We start from the raw sequence: 23,557 nt of genomic DNA on the forward strand, positions 1-23,557 counted from the left end.
GAACTCAAACGCCCGAGACATCTTCGCCGGGGCCGACCGTTCACCGACCGAGTGGCACGCATGACCAGTCCCCGATGGCACACCACCCGGTTCTAGAATCGATGTCGTTTGATCGGTGTTCAGTTGCTGTCGCAGCCCACGGGGTGGTGGGTGTGAGTGCAGACCGCAGCGTACTCGGCCGGGGTACGGTAGCCCAGCACCGAATGCCGGTGCCGATGGTTGTTTTCATGGTTGAAATTTCGATCGCCCTAACCATGCGATGCCGAGGATAGCCACGGTTGAGTGTTCGATTCGAACCGCCGGACTTCGGGTGCCTGCGCGTCGTCGTGGTAGCGGCTCAGGTGAGGTCGCACCACATTTCGATACTTGGGATGTCGCGTCCAGGATCGAGCTTGCTATTTCCCGTCCGACCGAAACCGTGCCGGGCGGCCAAATCCTGCATGAAGGTGTTGTCTGCACGGGTCCACAGCACCGCGACAGCATGGCCGTTGCCGCGTAGCCATTGCAGTTGGGCCTGCATCAACTGATCACCGACCCCTGTGCCGCGGGCTTCGGGCGCGACCCAGATGGCGCAGAGTTGGCAAACTCCGGGCCGGTCCTTTGTGGGCCGGGCCGCTATCTGACCGATCGGTTTACCGTCGCGCATCGCGACGAACGTGCTCGAGTGAGTATTTCTGATCTCGTCGCGCCAGTATTGTTCGGTGTGGGCCTGGGCCTCCTGGTAGGTCATCCGGTACGCCCAGGGGGTGTCTTCGATCGCCCGAAGGGCCAACTCCCGATCCAGGCGCCAGTCGTCCTCGCTCAGCTGTTGCACAGCGACCGTACCCATACCTTCACGGCGTGCGCCGTCATTTGCTGTCGCCGAAGCAGGTTCGACCAGCTGCTCGGGACGGTCCTGCTGATACATGTCGACGTGTACCGGCTTGATTTCCGGCGGTCGAAGTTTCGTGACGTACTCGTGGATGACCCATTGCGGCGTGCCGACGATGATGCCGTTGATCTCCGCGTCGGCGAATCCGACAGCAATGGCCTCGAGGTAATCGAGTCTGGTCTTGGTCGAATCTTCGAAGGCGAACGAGGGCAGGCGACTGAGCCATTCCCTGGGGGTCTCGGTCAAGCCGTACCTGATCAGCTTTTCGTAGGCGTCGGTCAGTACGGTGGCGAGATTATCGCTGAGTTCATGGTTGGTGGCTTGGTCGATCGCGTGGGCGAATTCGTGGTCCACATCGTCTGCATATATTTGTGCACTGCTCGGATGCATTCCGTAAATGCGACCTCGCTCGCTGTCAGCGAGGGCATTCTCCGGATCGGCCGCATACTGCAAACTGAATGTCAGTATGGTTCGAATGGAGGAAATCTTGCCAGCCTCGGGGTTCTTCGGCTGACGCTCAGCGGTAGCACGGGCTTGCACCAAGAAATCGATCTTCAGTACGCGGATGTTGGTCATGAGCTTGTGGAAGCCGGGAGCGTACCGATACTTGCCGAGCAGGTAATCCAATCTCCCCAGGATTTCCCTGACGGTTTTCTCCGGGATGTGGGGACTGATTAGCCCGGACAACTCGATATAGGGGTGATCGAGCTCGAAGTTTGCAACCAGTCTGGTCTTGGCCTGTGCTTCGTCATCGAGCCCGGCCATCCACAACGGGTGCTCGGGGGCGTGCTTCGCCACCTCGCGCAACGCGGACATCGCCGCCCTGTGCGTATCGAGCACTGTCCTCGAGATCGACGGGGGAAATGCCATGGCCACGTCCCCGACGGCGTCCACCAGCCGTCCGATCTCGATGATGTCTTGCCGATGGAGGTGGTGGTCCTGCCACACTCTGCGGCCGTTGACGTGGCGGACGAAGGCGGCGGCGAAGGGGCTCGTTTTGCCGGTGATCGCCGCGAAGAGGCCCAGCATGTCAACTGCGCGGGGGTTGTCGAGTGCTCCCTCGGCCACGTAATCCCGGTACAGGACATGGTATATCGGTATCTCCAGTGACACCTCCGCGATCGGCGCGCCCATCGCCTGGCCGATCAACGCTTTCATCCACTCCGCCATGGCCTGGTCGACGTCGTCGTAGGTCTCCCGGAGGACCTTGGTCTCGCGCTTGTCGTCGAAGGTCCACAACTCGATCGTGACTCCCGGACGTCCCCGCATCGCCTGGATTTGCTTCACATCGGGTGTCTCCGCGACCTTGTCGAGTCCGGTTCGGAGGTTGGTTTCGTCGGCAGGAGGTCGACTGCCTATGAAACCAGGAGGGTGGGCAGGGCCCGGCTCATCGGTGCCGGATTTCGCTGCCGCCTCCGGAAAGAACCGTTGCAAAAAGGCCACAGCGACATTCTCCGGCGCGGCCAGTGCCTCGAGCGCGCGCCGTGCGTGCTCCAGGGAGACCTGAAACTCCTTGGTGCGTGGGTTTGATGCACGTTCTTTAATCCCCCATTGGGTCACGCTCAGGCCGATGTGGGCGGCCAAGTCCTTCTGAGACATTTTCCTGCGCTTGCGCGCGGCTACGATCCACGCGTTGGGGTGCGGGAATCTAGGATCGGTCGGATCGGGTAGGCCGTCGAGCTCTGAGCTGTCGGTCGGCCGGGACCACGGAGTGGTGCGCGACGGCTCGGGGCGATCGGTGGAATCAGCCGGGTCGGACGCTCCGGTCCGATTGCTCGAGCGTGACCACGGCGTCGATTGATCCTGGGGGCGGTTCCCGATGAGCCCGGATGGGCGATCACCTTCCTTTGCAGCCGAATCGGCTGACTGTTCCGGTGTCTCGAATCGGCCGAAGTTCTTGGTGATGTATCGGTCGAGTTCCATCCAAGTGGTGGTCAGTTGGATCAGGCGGGCGAACCGCAGATGATCGAGCAGCGCGTTCAGCAGGTGACCAGTAGGGGTCTCCTCGGTCGAGGCGGCGAGGCGTTCGAGTGCCTGCGGTAGATCCAGATCCGCATTCGCCGCTGCGCCCGCGCTGGTGGCAGAGCGACCGAGCATGTCGTCCAGATCACGTGTTCGCCGAGTGCGCCGTTCGGCATTCGAGGTGTTGAGTGCGTTGTCCGGTGTTCCTTCGAGTGCCAGTGTCGTGGCGCGTTGGAGATCGTCTTCCAGCCGGAGGCTGCGACCGATCCAGGGCCCGAGCGCTCTCAACAGGTGCCGCCCGGGACTGCTGAGCAGTCGGTCCCATTCCGGCCGGGTGAGCGCGGTCAGCCGTCTGTGCAGCAGGTTGAGCACTTCGCTGATCTGTGTCGTCACCAGGCTGGGGTTCGTCCCTGTCAGCGTGGCAATCGTCGCGGCCGAAGCTTTCTGGGCGTGCTGCCACGCGTCGATGGCCGCGGCCTCCGCACCACGTTCGGGTGGCTGTTCGCCGAATTGCCGTGCCGCCGCGCGTAGCTCCGCTGCGGCGGCCGCGCGGTTACGCGCCAATTCGGCGAAAAGCCCATCCGCATCGGCGGCCTCGGGCGGCCGGCTTCCGATGAACCCGCCGGGCCGGTGCGGGCCGGGCGGCGTGATGGTCGCGTCGAACAGCGTGGGGGGCTCGTAAGCGAGACCCTCCAGGGGAACGGTCCCCAGCATTCGCACCCGCAGCCGCCCATCGTGCACCTCGACCGTCAGCGCTCCGGTGTATTTCAGGCCACCCCAGCGTCGTGATGCCCGCCCGACCGCTGCGGATACCGCAGATCTCACCTGATCCGCACCGAAATCCGTTGCCAGACCCGCTAACTGCGCGGAGTCCACGTGCACGATGCTTTCTCGAGTTGCCCACAGGTGCACCGACCAGGACTCCGTTTCGCCAGTCCGCCATTCGAACGTGCCGAACCCTTTGCCCAACAACTCCGACTCCAGAGCCCGACGGGCACGGACCACGGTCGATCCCAACAGCGTTCCGACGACCGTGATGCCGTTGTCGTCGTCTCTGCTCGACAGCGAAACTTCGACGCTGTCGCCCCCTGCGGCGGCCAGACCGTAGTTCACCAGCGATGCAGCGACATCGAGCAGTTGGGTGGGGACCGAGGTGGTGCCCGCTTCGAGAGAAGTCAGCGACTCCGCCAGCGAAGCACGTACCTGTGACGCAGGTGTATCAGGTGCGAACACCGCGGATGTGCGCCGGGGGGAATCGTTCGAATCGGCTGGGGAGTCCGGTGGGCGGCTGCCGATGTTGCCGTCGGGGCGGTCTTGCGTGTTACCCGGACGATCGTGTGGCTGAACGAACGTGACGACCACAGCATCGGTATCCGGGTGGAATATGACACCGTCGGACTCGGATACCCACCTCGTCATCCGCTCGTGGAAGGCCATGAACACCGGTGCAACCTGTTCGGGTTCGGCACCTGGGTCACCGTCGCGGTACTGCACGATGATGTGTTCGCCCTCACGATATACGACTACATCGACGTGTCCGGGCGCTCGGCGCAAGGGGCCGAGTGTCAGCGGCACCCGCACCTCATCGGGGCTTTGGGTGATCTCTTCGCGATCGGTCCGCACCCAGAAAAGGTCATCGTACGCGCCGAAGGTCGCCTCGATGCTGTTCAGTAAGCCCCACTTGTCCATCGTGAACAGATCCGGCAGCGATGGCAATTCGCCCTGCCACAGCCGGCCGAGGGATTCGTTGTTGAAACTGGTGTCGGTGAGGTCGAATCCCGCCCGTATCAGCACATCGCGTAACTGTGTCGTGCACATCGGGTCGCGCTGGCCGCCCAATGCGTAGGGATACAGTTGCCCAACCGGGCGGCCGTCCTCGCCGGTGAAGACTATGCCCCAGGCGGCCGCCTCGTCCCCCATGGCAGCCAGCACGTGCAGGATGTCGGCGTGTTCGTTCTCGCCGACCATCCGGCCCCACCGGTCCATGACGAAGGAAATCCCTTCGGTCCCGGTCCGTAGCGGTTCGAATGACGTACCTTGCAGCGTGCGGAACTGTCCGTCGTGCACGCCGAGCACCCGGGGATGAAAATTCGCGCCGATGGCTTCCCGATAGTCGTCGTCGGTGAACGGTTCCTCGGACGTCACCGGATGCGAGGCATAGGCGGGCCGAATAAGTCTCGGCGTTTCCGAACCGTGGCGGGCCAAACCGGTGAGGTCATCGACGACCCGGGTCACCCTCTGCGGCAACAGTGGATTCTTCTCGAGCCCGAGAAGAGTGCTGGACCGCATCTCGGATGCCGCCGCGTCGGCCGCGTAGGCAAGGGCTTCGTGAATATCGATGCGCCACTGGAGGAGCGACAAGCCCGCGTCGGCGGCGGGCCGGGACGATCCGAGACGGTCCACCGCTGCCGCGACCGCGTGGTCCACCTCGCGAAGCCGATCCACTGCCTGCGCGACATCTCGGGTTCGGGTGAGGAAATACAGTGCCGCGCGGTAGGCATCCGGAATGTACTGCGCGGCCGCCGCGCCGAAGGCGCGGTCCGAACCGGTGAGCGCGTGCGCGAATTCGGCTGCCTTCGCCGGCAGCGATCGCAGGGACCGGATCAGTTCCGAATCCCAGTCGCCGCCTCGGTATTCGGTCAGGAAGGCATCGGCGCGTCGCGCCCAGTCCTCTGCGTCGGCCCCGGTTGCCTGGTCCCGCTCGGCGGCCGTCAGCAGTCGCTCCGGGAATCGGGTGAGCAGGTCGAGCAGACCATCGGGATCATCGGTGAACGCCGATGGCGACGTCGCGGCCATCGGGAGCGCTCCGATGATGTGAAAGACGGCGGTCGCGGCGTCGGCTGTGGTCTGGGCGTCGGCGCTCGACGGTCTGGTGCTGCTGTCGGTGAGCCGCCGCCATCGCTCGGCCGCCAAGGCGATCTGTGCTCGTGCCGTCCCGATGGCCGCATCCACCGCGGGCGGTCGGCCGCGATGCACGGCTGCCACATGAGCCGACGCTTCAGCCTGCTTTTCGGCGAGGAAACGCTGTAGTTCCCCATCCGACAGCTGAGCGGCCCAGTCAGTGAGTTCCTGGTGCGTGGCATATACCGGATCCGGCATCGAATGCTCGTTCCGGACGGCTGGGTCTTCTTCGAGGGGCTGGCGACCGTCCGGCTCCGGTGCGGAATCCGATGGGCGGTTGCCGATGTAGCCGTCGGGGCCTTCTTGCTGAGGAGCTGACCGTTCGAGGTGCTGTTCGAAGCTGTGAACTATTCGGGCGGTGTCGGCGTGCCATTCGGCACCGTCGGATTCGGCCACCCATCGGTTCATGCGCTGATGGAACTCGGCGAATACGGGGGCGACTCGATCGGGTTCGGGACCTGGGTCGGGGTCACGATATCGGACCATCGTGCGGTCGCCCTGCCGGTATACGGCAACCTCGATATTGCCGGGTTCGTGGCGCAGAGGGCCGAGGATCAGCGGTACTCGCACCTCGTCGGCGCTGCGTGTTGTTCCGCCGCGAACAGGATTGATCCAGAAACCGTCGTCGTAGACGGCGAACATCGACTCGATGCTTCCCAGGACGCCGAGCGGTTTCATGGTGAACAGCGCCGACACCGGCGGCGCATCGCGGCGCCACAGTTTGCCCTGGCCTTCGTTGTCGAAGTTGACGTCATCGAGGCGGAGCCCCCCGCGCGTCAGCGCATCACGCAGTTGGGCGGTGCCCATGGGATCGAAGATCTTTTCGAGCCGATAAGGCCGTACCGGACCGTCCAGCTGTCCGTGATCGTCGGTGAACAACACGCCCCAGCCGGCCAGCTCGTCCCCCATAGCCGATATCAGGTGGAGTAGAGATTCGTGGGTGGCCGCGGCCAGCAAACGCCCCCACTGATCCATCGCGAAGGAAACACCGTCTGACCCGGTTTGCAGCAGCTGCGACGACCGGCCGGTCGATCTGATAAAAGTCCCGTCCTGCACAGCGAAAGCCTCGGCTGCCAGAACCGGGGACGTTTCCTCGTCGTAGGCCCCGAGCACATCCTGGACCGTAATGGGGTGCGCGGTGTAGGTCGGTCGGATCGGTCTCGGTGTTTCGGAGCCGTGCCGGGCGAGAGCACGGAGGTCGAGCACGATTCGCTCGATCATCTGCGGTAGCTGTGGATTGTGGTCGAGGCCCTGCATGGCGCTGGATCGCATAGCGGGAGCGATCGCCCCGTCCGTGGACGCGATTGCCGCGTGGATGTCGATTCGCAGTTGAAGCAGCGACAGCCCTACTTCGGTGGCTGCCCGGGTCGACCCCAGGCGATCTACCGCCGCCGCGACCGCGTGGTCCAGCTCGCGAAGCCGGGTGATCGCTTGGTCGGTGTCGTGGCTGCGGGTCAGGTAGTGCATCGCCGCCCGGTAGGCGTTCGGAATATATCGACCGGCGGCCTCGCCGAAGGTCCGGTCCGAGCCGGTGAGCGCCGCAGTGAATTCGGCTGCTCGCGCGGGCAGCACACGCAGTGACTGGATCAACTCTTGATCCCAGCCGTTGTCGCGTCCCGCGACGAGGTATTCGTCGGCAAGTCTTGCCCAATTGGAGCCGTCGACGAAGCGCGCCGCACCGAGTTCGGCGGCTGCGCGCAATCGCTCCGGGAATCGGGTCAGTACATCGAGATCGTGGATATAGGACGCCGACCGAGTGTCGGCCGAGTGCAGCGCTCCGATTACCTCGAATACATTCGTGGCCGCATCGGCCGCGGCGAGCAACGATCCGGAACCACCGGCGGCGCTTCGGTGCAACTGTTCGACCACCAGAGCGGTCTGTACGCGTGCCGCGGCGATGGCTGCTTCCAGCGCGGGCGATTCTCCGCGGCGCAGGTCTGCGATATGCGCCGAAGTTTCGGTCTGGGCGCGGGTGAGGAAGGTTTGCAAGCCGTGGTCGGACAGTTGGGTTGCCCAGTGCGCAAGTTCTTCTCCCGTGGCGTGGATCGGATCGGGTCCGGCGGGTTCGTCGCGCGTGGACGGATCGGCCACCGTAGCCTCCGGCACACTGCTGGGGCGACGGTCGCCGAGGGACCCGGACCCCGGAGTGGTCCTCGGCGGGGTGTGAGTGGGCAGCCCGGCACGCGCGTCGACCGCGCCGATGAGATCGGCGGTGGGGTCCGCTCCGGCACGTCCCGGATCCCCCGGAGCCACCGGCGCGTCGTCCCCGGGCCTGCTGCCTATGAATTCGCCCGGCCTGGTCCTGCCCTCGCCTGGCGCGGAATCGCCGCGCGACACCGGTGGAATGGGCGGCTGATCCGGCTCCGCCCCCGCCGTAGTCCACGGCGTCGGCCGGTTCTGCTCGCTTGCGGTGCGGACAGACGGTTGACGACGGGCGAACGCGCGGCGCAAGCGGGCGACCGTCTCGGCACGAACGTCTGCCGCGACATCGGCCGGCAACCCCAGCAGCTGAGTGGCGCGGGTAAAGGACATGCCCTCGACCAAATGCAGCATGACCAGCTGCTCCGCGGTGGCGGCATCGTCCATGTCGGCCAGTGCGGCGCGGACCTTCCGCACGAAGCCGGTGTCGGAGGACCGTACCGGCGCCGAATCGGCTACGACCGAGTGTCCCGACCTGTCGTCGCTGATCGGAGCGTCCAGCCGCAGAATGCGGTCGTCGAGATCGGGGGACCGGATCGCGAGGCGGTACCGCAATATCGCCCCACGGCAGCTGGCCCACGCGTGTGCAGCGAACGACGCAGACGGAACGTGATTGCCGATCGCGAGCAGCATCCCGATCCAGGCAACCTGTTCCACCTCGTCACGAATAGCCGGATCTTCGCGACGCGCGACCGCCTTCGGAATCCACGCGAACCTCTCGGCGATCTCGTCCTTGACCTCCCTTTCCGCAGGCGTACCCACCCGAGTCACGACATACCGTTGGAACAGTTCTTCTTCGTCTCGATAGCCGGACCGCTCGTATCGATCCGCATAGAATCGCTCGACGATCTCCAGCAACAATTCGCCACCGACGCCCTGCGCTTGGCACAGTCGCCGCAATTTACTCAACCGCGGGAGAGTGCGATCGTTCTCGACATCGGAAAGAGACCTGCGCGGCATCCCCACTCGCCGCGCGAGTTCGGTCGTCGTCATTCCTTCGTCGTAACGCAACGCCGCAATCCATCGCCCCAGCGATTGGTGCGCAGCGGGATCGATGTCGGCGGTGATGTCCGAGTAGAAGTCCCGCACCGCCTGGATCAGCAGGCTACCCGAGACTCCCAGCCCCCGGCAGATTCGCCGGAACGTGCCGAACTGCGGCCGTCGATTCTCGTTCTCGACCTGTGCGAGGTACTTCGTGGACAACCCGGTCACGCGGGCGAGTTCGACGCGAGTCATGTCCCGGTCGTTACGCAACGCGGTGATCCATCCGCCGAGGTCGTGTGCCGCCGGCTCGAGGTCGAGATCGATGTGCGGATAGAACTGCCGGGTGGCCGCCCGCAACGACTCGTCGTCGATACCCAGTACCTCGCAGATCCGCCGGAAAACCGCGAACCTCGGCACATATTCTCCGGTCTCGATATGGCCGAGATGGCCCCAGCCGGGCCCGATCGCTTCCGCGAGCTCCAGCCTGGTCATATCGCGGTCGTGACGTACAGCCACGATCCAGCCGCCCGGGGACGCGGGATTGTGCATGCGCGGGGCGAGATCGAGTTCGAGCTGCGGATAGAAGTGGTGTGTGGCCGTGCCGAGGAGTCTCGGCGCGACTTCCAGGGCCCGGCAGATCCGCCGGAAGATGATCGAGCTCGGAGTGTATTCCCCGCCCTCGATCCCGGCGATGTAACCCGCCGACGTGCCCGCGGTTCGTGCCAGCTCGGCTTGGGTCATGTTTCGGCTGTGCCGCAGCGCCATGATCCACGTGCCGGTTGAGGCCGGATCGTGCGCCGCCGGATCGAGGTCGAGCACGAGCTCCGGATAGAAGCGGCGCGCAGCCGCAGCCAGCGCCTGCTCTCCCACGTCCAATGCTCGAGCAATCCGGAAGAAGAGGTTCGGTGGCGGTCGATCCCCGTTCTCGACCTCGCCGATCCGCGTCGGCGTCACTCCGACCGCGCGTGCGAGATCCGCCTTTGTCATGCCGCGGATGTTGCGATACGCGGCGACCCAGCCGCCCAGCGAATCATGCGCGGCGACTTCGGTTTCGAGATCGACATCCGGATAGAACCGCCGAGCGGCCGCGACCAGCGCCTCGCCCTCGACTCCCAGCGCACGGCAGACCTGCTGAAAAGTGCCGAGCGTCGTCCGTCGTCCCTTCTCGATATTGGACAGTGCGGAATTGGTCAGGCCCGCGGCTTGCGCAACGTCCTTCTGCTTCTTCCCCTGTTCGAGCCGCAACGCCTTCAGCCACGCGCCACGCGAGGCGTCCAACGGATCGGGCTGCTCACTGGGACGGCTGCCGATGAGGCCGGGCGGACTGGCCCCTTCGACCGTCACCCGGCGCGCGTCCGCGCGACTCGCAGCGTCCGATTCACCGGCCCGCTCGCGCGGTCTGCTGCCGATGAATCCGTGGTCGCCCGTGTCGGGCAGGCTCGCGACCACGGTCAAGGGTCCCGGCGAAAGCCGCAGCACAGTGCCGTGCCGGTCGATGGCCAGTACTTCGCGCAGGTTCGGGATCAGGTGCCGACGCAACGCCAGACTCAATTCGACCGGGTCGACGGCGGAGTCGGTGAGGTTCACCACGATCCGATCGGCCTGGCGTTTCACATACACCTTGCGGCGGATCTCGAAGCAGATATTGCTGACTTTGCCGGTGGTCGGTGAGTAGCAGTCGAAGATCCGTCCCTCGATCCGGAAGTCGGGCAGCCGCGCGCCGGATTCGTCAGGGTGCTGCTCGACCTGGAAGCCGGCCCGGGCGAGGACAACAGCCGCCTCGTTCTGCCGCTGCAAACCCCGCTGTGCGTGCAGGAGACCGGGCGGCACGGGGTCGGGGCCGAGGACCCGGACGACGGCCTCCGGTCCGAATGGCACCGCGTCGGGGTCGAGATCACGAGACGGCCGGGTGAGGCCGGCGTCGCCCGCCCCCTCGGGGTTTTGCGCCGAAGCCGAGGAGGGTTGATTCTGCTGCGCCGGGAGGTCCGTGGACGGGCCGCCTGGCCGAGGCGTGGATTCCCCGGGTCTGCTGCCGATGTAACCGTCCGACCGGTCCGGCCCGGTGGGCTGGTGCCCGGAAGCGCCACTGTCGGCAGCCGTAGTCGCGCTGATGTCGGGGAGGAGAGATCCGACCGCGGCCGTCACCACCGGCGCGAATCCGGGCAGCGCGGCGATCCGCTTGGATTCGCCTCCGGCGGACCGTCGGCTTCCGGTCCCGGTGATCCGGCCGGAGAGGATCCGATCGGTGACGACTCCGGCGACGGCGGAGGCGAGGAGCCGGGCGGTGCGGGCGTCACTCTCCTCGAGCACGTCGTCGAAGTGCGCGGCCAGCATGGCCCGGTGCCGGTCGTGCAACCGGAGTGCCTTTGGGCCCGGTGCGAACAGGTCCAAGTGCAGCACGCGGGCCTCGTCCGGATGCGCTGCGAGCGCGGTGAGGTAGGCGTGGACGGCGGCCCGAAGCCGTGCCTGCGGGTCATCGGCCACGGTGTCCGGCATCGCGGCCCGGGCGGTGCTCCGCACCCGTTCGACGGCTGCCGCGCAGGCAGCCTCGAAACCCTTTTGCTTGTCGGAGAACACGGTCCGATACGTCTGAGCTGACACTCCGGCGCGCCGCTGAACGGTCTCCGGAGCCATCTCGGCGTAACCCTGCTCGGCCGTGACCGCGATCAACTGTGTGAGGATCCGCTCCCGCTCGTCGGGTTCTGCCGGTGGCGTCGAGCTGCTGAGCCGTTGCCCAGACGACTCCACAACGTCGGCCGGATACTCGGCCACCGAGCCCACCGCCGGGGTCGTGCCGTTCCGAAGCAGATCGACGAGTCCTCGGCGGAGCGCAGGCACGGCGGTGGCGTCGCCGGTCGCGGCCCAGTCGGCGAGCATGCCGTGGACCGCTGCCGCTAGTGCGCGGCGCGCCGGCGTCGACGTGATCGATTCCTCGAACACGGTCGCGAGCGTGGCGGCGATCTGCTCGACCGTGCCCGCCTCGAGTTCGGCGCGTGTTCCCGGATCGGCGGCGAATCCCTCGACCAACAGGAGGCGCGCCGTGGCCGGGCGTGCGGCCAAGGCGCGCACGTAGGTGTCCACCGCGGTGGTGACTCGGGCGGTGCGGTTGGATGCCGGCAGAGCAGCCACTTCGTCGACCACCAGTTGGTTCAGGTTGCGCAGAGCCTCCCGGTGTGCCTCGGTCAGGGCGCTGTGCGTGGTCAGGAAGTGGTCGAGGAAGGCGCCTGGCGAGATCCGCGCGCGCCGGCAGACGTCATCGATGGTGGTCGCGCCGAATCCCCGCGCCGACACCGTCGCCACGAACGCTTGCAGGATACTCGTGCGCGGACCATCGTGGCGCGCAGCGGTTTTCCCGGACTGATCGAACAGCCACCCGTCCACAGGCGCTGCCGCGAGCCGGATCGGCAGCGGGTCTCGTGACGGCGCGAACTTCACGACCGTGTAGCCCATCACGGCCCGCCGCACCGCGGGATCGGTTTCCATCGCGTCGGCCACGTCGAGTATCAGCTCGTAGTCGGTTCCTTCACCGCGTACCACCACATGCCCGTTTTCGAGCGACACCTGGGCGCGAGAAGGCCGGATGTCCCGGTGCGGGCGCGGATCGGTGTTCACGGCGGCATGTACGAGCATCTTCGCGCTGCGTTTGCGGGTGAACGGCTGCAGCAGTCGCTGCAGCCGGCCCGCGGCAGCCCAGGCGGCAGGCACATCGTCGAGTACCGAGCCGAGTGCGGCGGCCCAGGTCTCGATCTTCGGCGCCGCACCGAGCTGCTGCTCGACGATGTTGAACCGTTCCGCCTGCTCGCGGTACTCGCCCAACTCGGTGAGGAACCTGCCGACTCCGCTGGACGACGGCACCACGACCGGCACACCCTGCTCGATCGCCTCGGCGGCGACCAAACCGAATCCCTCGGCACGCGAGGGCATCACCACAGCCGTCGCGGACCGGATATCCGCCTGCAGCACCGTACGATCCGACGTCCGCGGTGCCACCTCGACCGCGTCCGGGTGGCCGACCAACCTGACCAATTCGGCGCGGGCCGAATCGACACCGCGTCGAGGATAGCCGCGCACCATCAGCCGCACGTCTCGCCCGCCGGCCCGAAGCCGGCGCACCACGCGGGCGATCTCCACAACTCCCTTCAACGGGTCTTCCGCACGGCCGAGCAACAGGATCCTGGCCGGTTCCCCGGGCGCGGGGACCGGCGGCTGTTCGGCCGGCACCAGACCTGGCTGAAGTTCGTGCACCGAGCCGTGCCCCGCCATGACCGCCGACGACAGCGCGTCGGCAGCGAGCACCGGTCCCAGCCCGGCCACCAGATGTGCACGCCGCGCCAGATAGACATCGGCCGCGAGCTTGGCCCGGCCACGTTGCGGGTTGTGACCCAAGGTGTGAAACAGCATCGGCGTCAGATGGTTGATGCGTACCAGTTTCGCCGCGGGGTACCGCTCCTCGGCGGCCAGCGCAGCGGCGAGACCGTCGCCCGCATCGTGCACGATCACCAGATCCATGGATTCCGGCAGGTCGCCCCAATCGGACAGCATCCGCTCACGCGTCACAGCGGAGGGCTCGCTGTCGCGGGGGCCGATCACCTGCACACCACGGATCCGGCGAGCGCGCCCCACCTCCCCTGTCCGAACCGTCACCACGTGGCCGGCCTCCGCCAGTGCCTGGCACAGCCCCACGGTCAACGTGGCCATGCCGCCTGCACCCAACCCCCATTCGGCGCAGCACACCAGAATCCGCTGTCTGCTGAAGTCGAACCGCAAACGATGCCAGACTTGCCCCTCGGGCAAGGGATCGGCGGTCTCGAGATCGATGCGGCAGTCCACCTCGGCCAGCTCACTGCGCAGTTCCGCCGACGTCACACCAGGATCGGGGTCGGTCGCGTCCGCCCGGGTGTAGTCGAACTGAGCGACCAATCGCGGCCGGCCGTCGGTGTCCCGCGAGGAAGTCACCACGATCACAGGAGCATTCCCGCTCCGGGTGCGGGTGATCTCCGCGACCCGCGGTATCACGTCGATCACGCCGTCCGACATCCCCGACGGGTCCGATTCGGGCAGTCGAGCCGCGACGGTGGCGGCCATGCTCGCGGGGTCGGACGTCCGAGCGCCCGGCGCGACGACCACCTGCCAACGGAATCCGCTGTACTTCTCCCGCATCTCGGCCGCGTGCGAGCGGGCGTCGTGATAGGCGTCCATCGGTGTATAACTCGAGTCGCTCGCCAACCGGTCGGCGATCTCCCGCAACTTCGCGGCGTGGTCGCGGCGCATGTCCCGGTTGGCGAGCAACCACGAGTCCGGCGGCCGGTATCCGCTGTCGGGGTGAGTGAAGCCGGCACCGCCGCGCAGGCGGTTCACGAGGGCCTGACGCACGGTGATGTGGCCGCCTTCCGGCGGCATGCGCCCGAACCGGTCCGCGAGCCGGAGCGCTTCGTCGACGTTGTTGGCTCGAGTGCCCCATTCGGACGGGACTCGCCCGAAAACACGCGCCGGGTCGAATCGGCGCGACATGAGGTCCTCTAGGGCCAATTCGATACTCTGCACGACCGCGTCGGGCTCCGACAACGTCTGCAGGTCCGCGGCGGCGACCCACCGGGCAACTCGCGTCGCCGTGTGGAATTCGCCGTCGGTCATCTCCCCCCAGCGCTGCCGCATTTCCTCGACAGCCGCGGGTGAGGCGATCATCTGACTACCGGTCCGCTCATCGAATCCGGTGCCGTTGACGGCGAATCCGAGCATCCGGGCGGTGCTCGCGTCGCAGCCGTGCGACAGGGCGCGGTCATGGAGCAACTGCGCCGAGCGCAACTCGTCGTAGCCCTCGGGGTTGTCGCTGCGCCGCCCGCCACCGTAGACGAGATCGCTCCATGCGTCGGCGACCAGCGCGGAGACGATCTCGCCTACGTCGGCCCCCTGGAGGACACCGTTGTCCACGATGTGGCGCAGGTCCTCGGCCACGCCCATGCCGTTGTGGTAGAGGGCTGCCACCCCGAATTCACGCAGCTCGAAGGCGTCGTCGTGGAGGTGGTTGGCGCGGCCGATACTCGGATGACCGTACAGCGTCCGGCTGGCGAAAAGACCTTCGGCGGCCAGCCGTATCCCGCGCCGGATCTCCGGATCGGTGAGCTCTTCGCGCGACACTCGCTCCCGCAGCATCTCGGTGACCTCGTCGATCTCGCGCGCGATCACCGCGACGGGCAGCGGCGCAGCCGCCGGGTTCAACAGGTGATTCTTGATCCAGTCGGTAGACGCCCGGTCCTGCGTCTCCTGCATCCAGGCATAGACATCGGCGAGCACGGCGACCTTCGATCCGCCCTCGGCGGGCTGCCACGACCGGACCGCCAGGTCCTCGTGCGACACCACGTCGGTCCCGACGCCGGGCCAACCCACTGATACCCGGAACCGCCCCCGCGCCAGCACCGAGCGCTGTCCGTCGTCGGGTGCCCAACCTTCCGCCGCGCACCGCCGGTACAGCCATTCCGGAACCGACAGTTCGACGACATCCGGGTCACCCGACACGTCCGAACCCAATACGCGCGCCGCCGCCGCACGTCCCACCACGACACCGTGCTCGGCCAGCAGCCGACCGAGCTCACCGGCATCGATCGGACCGTCCGATCCCGGTGTACCGGCCTGGGCCGTTCTCCGTTCGGCGCCACCTTCCGGATCGAGCGATGGACGGCGGCCGATGAGACCGTCCGGACCGCGCGGCCGGGCACGCTGTTCGGCATCGCCACCACTCGACTGCCCCGCCACCTTCGCACGAGGCTGCTCTCCGGGCACTGTAGCTCGGCCGGCAGGTGGCGCGGTCTCCGGCGGGCGCCGGTCGGCGACGATCAGCCGTTCGATCGCGAAATCCAATGTCGAGTAGTAGCCCTGCCGCGTTGCGCCGTGCCGATCGAGGGTCTCGAGTTGTCGCCCGTGCTCGGTGGACAAAGGGACGACGAGTCGATCCGTGTACTTCCCGTCCTCGGCCATCCGCCGCTTGATCTCCTCCTGGGCCTGCCGGATCAACCTTTGGGTGCGGTCGTACTCCCCATGGCTGGCGCGAGTTTCGGGGTCCGCTGCGATGCGTTCCGGTAACTCGATGACGTGCCGATCGATCCAAGCTTCGTCGTATCCGGCGCGGCGAAAAGCGTCACGGATCGGCTCGGCAACCGGTCGCCAGTGTCGTTCCCCGGTATCGGGATCGATGATCAGACGCTGCTCCCGAGAGACCTGCAGGTCGCTGTAACAAGGAATGATGTAGGCGTCGTCGAGAGGGTAGGCGTATCTGGGACTCCCGTTCAATGGACGGAACGTGGCGTCGCTGGCCAGATGAGCCTCGTCCGGTGCGGTCGTCTTGGCTTCGTTGCGTAACGGCGTCGTCTCCGTGATCGCGCCGAGCGGCATGACGACGATCGCGCCGAGCGGGTCGGGCAATACAGTGCCACTGAGTGTGCGGCGGAGCCCGGCGTATCCGACGTACATGTTGAAGTTTTCCGTGCCCTGCCAGTCCCCGGGCTTGATGAAATGCACCCCGACGGAATGGGCGGCCGTGGTGTTGACGACGTCGTCGTGTGCGCCGGACCGGATCATGCCCGTGGTCGCGATGGCGCGAATATTGGGGGTGAAGTGCAGATACAGTGTATCGGCCGGATCCACGAAGGTGCCGAAATCGGATCGGCGCTCCGCCGATTCGTCTGCTACTCGGATGGACAGATCGGGGTTGGTCTCGGGAGCGCGCACCATCGTGCGCACGCGGGCTATGGCGTCCTCCACAGCCCTGACGTTCCTCGCATCGTGATCCCGGAACACGAATCCGCGTATCGACGATTCGGCGAATATGCTTACCGCGGACTTTTCGACAGTCCTCAGTGCGTCATCGACGACCATGGTGATGTGCCGGGGCGCGGCAACGGCGGCTACCGCTTCGACTGCATCTTCTCTGCTACGCAGACCTCGGGTGATCTCCGACAGCAACGGTGCCAGCTCATTGTCCGGGATATCCTGCCAGTCGACGCTGATCTGCCGACGGGCCGCCGATATTTCGGAACGCATCGCATCGATGCCGTCGAGCAAACCCCGGACCGTCCTGCGCGAACCGCGGTCATAAAGCACCTCTGCCGCGCGGTCGAGCCGGCCCTGGATTCCGCGCTGCAAACGCCGTATCGCGTCATCGGCTCGGAAGAACTCCGCTCGATGCGAATCCAGTTCCGCAAGCCGAACCCGAGCCGCCGTGCGTAACTCCTGGGCATAGCGATCTCGCACCCCGGGAAGCGACGCGATGAGTTTATTGCGCTTGACCGGGACCATCTCGGCAAGCACCCGAATATCTCGCTCGTCGAGACGCGGGCGCGCAGTGATCTCACGCAGGGTCGCGATCATCTGATCGCGCTGTCCCTCCGCGGTTTCGGCGTATGCGGCCAACTGCCGGCCCAAGAACGCACTCAGCTCATCGCGGACACCCATCAGCGACACCATGTCCACCGTTCCCGGTTCACCGACCACTGGCGCGAGCGCGTGCTCCAATTCGCGCACCTGGTCGGTGATCCGGTGGACTGCCTGATCGCGTTCGGTCAGTGCATCCGACAGTGCGACGGCAAGCTCCTCGGTGAGCAGAAGCTGCTGGGGAACGACAACAGGCCCTGTCATCCGCTCAGCGGGGAGATCCCCCGTGAGAAGGAACGACATCGCATCGGATGATCGGCCGTCGATCGAGCCCTCATGTGCGATGTGTGGTTCGCCATCACCGTCTTCGCCGGAGTGGCCGATGGAGTCCGCTCCCGCGCCGCGACTTTCCGGCTCGTCGTGCGGCCTCGCCCGGCCGGTGCCGACGTTCGACGGCGCCGTGTCCGGTTGGCTCGGGTCGGCCCGGACGGAGTTCCCCGGTAACGAGCCGTCGCCGACCGGGCGATGACCGGCGAGTGCGAACTGGTTGCGCCGCAGCGGTGGGGCACGGCTCGACCAGAGCGATGGTGGAGGGAGTCCTGGGTCCTGGGAGGCGACAGCAGAACGCCGTGTGGCGGAAAGGCGGTCGAGGGGTTCGCCCTTGTGGTCGAACTCGATGGCGAAAACGCGGCGATCGGCCTCCGTCAGTCGGTCGATGAACGCTTGCTGCGCACGCCGCCACTGCTGGAACCCGACCGCCTTCTTCAGCAGCGCGGGCCGGGCCGCCAGATCCGCCGCGGTGATCGGAGCCTGTCCGGGGGCGGCCGCGATGTCCAGGACGACCAGGTTCGGGGCCTCCGCCCGGTCGCTGGCGTTGACCAGCAGCACCAAGTGACTTTCGACTTCCCCCTTGTTCATCCACTTGTAGACCAGCGCCTGGCTACCCCAGGGACGCTCTGCCAACGATTCGGCGGCCTCGTCCAGCGACCGGAATGCCCGGAAGGCGCCGCCGAAGGCCCGCTCCGTGGCTTCGGCGTCGTGGCCCCGCAGTGGCATGTCGTCCGGGAGGTGGTAGGCGTGCTCGTTGTCCGGGTACAGCACCCGCATCATCGTCACGCCGTTGTTGACGCAACTCTTCGGGCTGCGCTGGTGAATGGCGACGGCGAGGTCGAGCAGGGCGGTGACGGCCAGATAGGTGGAAGCGGCGAGAACGCGGAGTTCGGTGGCCGGGTCGTCGGCGATCTCGGTGCGGGCGAGCATGCGGGCGACCGCGTCGGCGAGCACATCGCGGGCGGCGGCGGCGTTCACCTCGGTGACGGGAACATCCAGCAGGACCGCCAGCTCCGCGCGGGCCGTGTCGACTGCGGCGCCGACCTGGCGTACGCCCTCCGCGCCCGCGACCTGGGCGGGTTCCCACCCTAGCTCGGCGGCCAGCCGGTTGCGCTGCGGCGTCAGTCGATTCAGTGCTTGCTCGTCGGTGAGGGCGTCCGCCCGCAACACCGCCGCGGGCGGGGCGTGGTCGAGGTGCTGGTTCAGCGTCTCCACGGCGGCGGAGGAGACGCCTGCTCGTTCCAGCAGTCGGCTCAACGGGTCGTCGGCATCGTCGTTGTCGAACACCGCCGCGGCCGCCTGGACCGATGCCGGGATCCCGAGCCACCCGGCCAGCCGCGCGAACCGGTCCCCCCGCTGGTGCGGTTGGACGGCATCAGGCCCGGCGTGCAAAGCCTGCATCGCGGCACGATTGATCTCCGCTCCGGCGTGGCCGATGTCCGACCTGGTCGGACCGGTGTCTGCCCCGGTCCGGCCGGTATCCGCCGAAGTATGCACAGTGCCCGGCTCGGTGTGGAGAGTGCCCGGAGCGACAGTGGTCTGGGACGAGGGGGCGGCGGGAGCAACTGCGGTCGGGGGCGCGTGGGCCTGATTCGCGCGGCGCATCGCACGCTCCAGATACACGCGGTCGGCCGCGTCGTTCTGCAGGGTGGATGTCAGGCTGCGCATCTCCCGCTCGGCCGCGGCGACATCGGCCGCGGTGGCCGCGACCTTCGTCCGCGCCGCCTGCACGGCCTCACCTGGTCGGGCCGCATCCGTACCGCCCACCCGGCGGACGGCTTCGGTGTATTCCGCGGTGGCTGCGGCATGCTCGGCCAGTGCGGTCCGATAGTGGGTGACCGCGACACGCGCACCGTGCTGCTGCGCGTCGCTGTAGAGCCGGTCGGACGCGGCGACGTTGAAACAGAAGCTGCCGTTGCGGCCGTTGCGCCCAGCCCGCGCCGACCACTGATGATCCTCGTCCGGGTTCGTCGGCGAACGCCCCAGCATGTGCGCGTGCACCCCGCCCAACCGGTCGACCTCGTCGCTGATCGATACGTCGAAGCCCCGGCCGAGCATTCCCGTGCCGACGGTTACCGCGCCCCGGGCACCCGCGGTGTCCTTGACCGACAGCAAATGTTCCTCCGCGGCGTTGTTGTCGCGGTGCTCGGCGAACCACCGGGCGTCGATCGCAGTGTGTTCCACGTCCGCCTTGGTCAGCATCAGTGAGAATTTCCGCGCCAGATCGTTGAACGGGCAGATCACCAGCACCGGCCGTCCCTCGGCCTGCAACTGCTGTACCCGAGTCACCGCGTCCCGCAATTTGTCCGGCTCGGTGAGGAATATCCGATCCTCCTCCCCCGCCAGTTTCGACCGCCCGAAGTCCTCCACCTTCGCCAGACCACCCTCGACCGGGAAGTTCTCCTTGATCTCGGCCGCGGTCCGTTCCAGCGTGCCCGACATCAGATGCAGATGTTCGTATCCGCCGAGGACGTCCTCCACGGTGACCTGTTTCGATCCCGTCCCATCGGAATACACCGGGGCGCCGAACATCGCTTCGACCATTTTGTGACGGCCTCCGAACCACCGGCTCTCGGTGCCGATCTTCGGATCGCTGCGCGGCTTCCCGTACTCGTCGAGAATCTGGATCTTCTTCTCGGCATCCTGCCCGAAGATCTGGAAGTCCCGATTCAGTTTCAACCGGCCCGCTCTGACATCCAAGAAGGCACGGGCCATCTCGGTTTCCTCGGCGGTGAATTCCCGCCCGGCGTGGCTTTCCCACAACCGGCTCACCGTATCGAGGCACCGCTCGGGTTGCTCGCGCAGCAACCGCGCGGTCAGCGTCCGTGCCGCCCCGACCTCCTCCGCCGACAGCGGCCGCGCCGCCCCGCTCTCCGCCACCGACAGCGGCCCGTCGTGGAGTGCTTCTCCGAGATGCACCGACAGGTCCTCCGCCGTCGTGATTCTGCTGCGCAACACGGCTTTCAAGAAGTCACGCACCCGGTACACCGCGGCGGCCTCCACCTCGGAGGCCAGCTCCCGCTGTCCGTCGGACTGGTAGTGCACCGTCTGGTTGTGCACCAGCACCGCATCCGCCTCATCGATGGTCGCGGTCTTCCCCGGCGGCGGCCGGTCGAACAGCTCGGCGGTAGCGCGCTCGTCGTAGGTCATGTAGTACACGGTCGGGCGTTCCGTCTCGCCCGGCGGGTTGTGCGGATCCCAGCGCGCGACCTCGTACCCGAGACTGCGGAGCATCGGCGCGAATTCCCGGACCCCCTCGTTGGCCAGCACCTCGGTCGTGGTGATCACATGGTGCACCCGCACCGGCTTTCCGCTCGCCTGCTCCACCGGCTCCCCGCGCGACAATTGCCGCAACGTATCCAGGGCACCGACCATGGATTTGCCCTGCCCCGTGCCCATCTGGCGCATGAACCCGTGCTCGCCGAGCAGGAACGCCTTGATTTGATTCCACCGCGGCGTCTTCCCGGTACCCTCGCGCATCGCGTCGATGTACCGCAGCAGCGACTCGGCCCGGTCACCGTGCTCCATCGCGTGCCTGCGCTGCTCCCACGACTCAGCGGCCAGCTCCTCGTGCCGCAGCCGATACAACGCCAGCGCCTTCTTCGCCGCAGCTTTGAATTGCGTCTGCTGCTCGGCGGTAAGGTCCTGCTTCGTCGCCGGATCCGCCGACGGCAACCCCGCCAGCTCCGCTACCAGCTCCGCTGCCGGGCGGTCGGGTCCGTCGTGCACGGACGGGCGAACGTCAGCGGGCACGGCGTCCTTGGACTGCTCCACAGCCGGTGGCTCGTGCACCGGTGGTACGTCGGCGTGCTTCGGCGCCGTAACCCGGGCGAGGCCTTCAGGGCCCGCACCATGGCGACCGGACGCATTTCCCACCTGCACCGGCGGATCCAGTTTCCCAGGCCCCCGCCCCGGCCGCACCGCCGCCGGCTCGTGCCCAGCCATACCGTCGCCGACCGGAGCCCGTGCGCTCCGGCCGCCACCGACCGCACGCGCGTGGTCCCCGCCATGAGCTGCCGCCTGCCGCGGTTCCGAACCGGAGTGGTCGTCACCCGCGCCCGCCGACACCGCACCGGAAGCCACACCCCCGGCAGCCTGCGCAGCACCAGGGCCACCGGCGTGCGCATTGCCTCCACCGTCGGCACCGTGCGCACCACCACCGCCCCGCCCGTCGCCGGCTTGTACACCGCCGCCACTACCGGCATGTTCGCCGTCCCCGGTTGGCGCATTGCCGACGTCAGCGGCTTGCGCACCGCCGCCACTACCGGCATGCTCGCCGTCCCTGGTTTGCGCATTGCCGACGTCAGCGGCCTGCGCACCGCCGCCATCGTGCCCCTCACCGCCATGTGCGCGAGCGCCATCGTGCCCATCATCATCGGCCTGCGCGGGATCACCGGTCTGCGCAGCGCCACTACCGCCCGGCACATCTGCACCGGCCCGCGCGCCGGCACCGGAGGTCTCCTCGCCACCGGCGGGAAGGCCGACACCCGGCTCCCGATCGCCGGCATGGTCTGCCGATCCCCGGTCGCCCGGTCGCGCGGTCGAATGGTGGTCACCTGGTTGCCCATGCGCTCCCGCCCGACTGTTGGTGCGGTCGTCCGGCGCGCGAGTCTGCTCACCCGATTCCGAATCGGCGAGGCGCTGTGCCAGGCCCCCGGCCTCATCCGGCTGGTGCTGCCCATCACCCGTCGCTTCCGGTGGTCCGGACGAAACCAGGTTCCGTCCAGGCTGCGATGCCCCGGCATCCGTAGCGTGGCCGGGCACGGCCGAGGTCGCGAGCTGCGGGGTGGTGCTGTCCACCGGAGCAGGCGCAACGGGCGTCAGCGATTCCGCCCCCTGGGGAGCACCCGCCAACCGCAGCACGGCATCCTTGCTGAGACTCACCGTGGCTGGATCCGGAGGAACGTAGGCGCCGCCGCCGTCGACCACTTCTGGGAGGGCGGAACCGAGATCCGGGTGAACGCCACGGTGGACATCCACGACTCCGCCCAATCCGCCGCTGAGCAGCGACGCCAGCACGTCTTCGAAGTGTTCCGGCCAGCCCGTGACCAATGCCGCCGCACCCAGACCGGACACCGCGCCCGCGACCCCTTGCACCAGTCCGAGCGCCGAGCGGCTGGTCTGCAGCCGGGGAAGAAGCTTGGGCGCGACCTTGCCCGCGGCTATGCCGCCCGCCGCGCCTCCGGCGCCCGACACTGCTGCGGCTTCGACCGACTTCAGATCGATACCCCTCGGGTTCTCCCCGTTCGGGCCCTTGACGGTCGCGGTCCGGTCGCCGGACTCGACCTGCGCGATCTGTACCCCGAGATCCACACCCGCGGGCAGCGCGGCGGCTGTGCCGACCGCGAGAACGAACCGGTGCGGCCCCAATGCCGCGAGTCGGGTCGCCGTCTTCGCCGCGCCCGCCTTGTAGGCCTGTTCCAGGCCCGCGCGCATCAGCGCGACCCTGCCTCGGCCCTCGATCAGCATCGACTCCACCACGGGAGCCGCCGCAACCTGTCCGGCCGGACCGGCCGCGGCGGCTGCCGCCAACGTGCTGATGATGCGCCAGGCCAGTTCGACGCCGAACGCGAACATCACGCACAGCGTCTTCTCCGCATCGTTGGCGGCCGCGTGAGCTTGATCGGCCAAGGCCAGCGCTTCCTCCCGCAGCTTGGCCGCGCCCTCCTGGTGCAGATGCAATGTCTCGCGCACTCGGTCACCCAGGGCGCCGAGCGAATCCTCCTGCGCCAGTATGTTTCCGGCATCCTCCGCGTGCTCGTTCATGGCGTCGGCCTTGGCCCGCAGCTCCGCGGCCATCCACCGCATCCTGGATACGTCGGCGCGCGGCAGGTCTCCCCCGAAGACCACCAACTCGATCGGGCGACGCACCGGGCCGGGCAAACCCTCGAACAAGCGGCGCAGCTCCACGACCGGGTTCAGCGACAACGAACCGTCCACCGG

The 23,557-nt window shown here is 67.3% G+C and carries 1 protein-coding gene; it reads right to left on the reverse strand.

Features of this window, described 5'->3' with window-relative positions; all coding sequences use genetic code 11:
- Positions 1–337: 337 nt before the first annotated feature.
- Positions 338–23,554, reverse strand: coding sequence for a GNAT family N-acetyltransferase (locus ACWEKR_RS07910; RefSeq protein ID WP_452353839.1), 23,217 nt, complete (start codon positions 23,552–23,554; stop codon positions 338–340).
- Between the last annotated feature and the right edge of the window lie 3 nt (positions 23,555–23,557).

The organism is Nocardia sp. NPDC004573, from assembly GCF_053602135.1.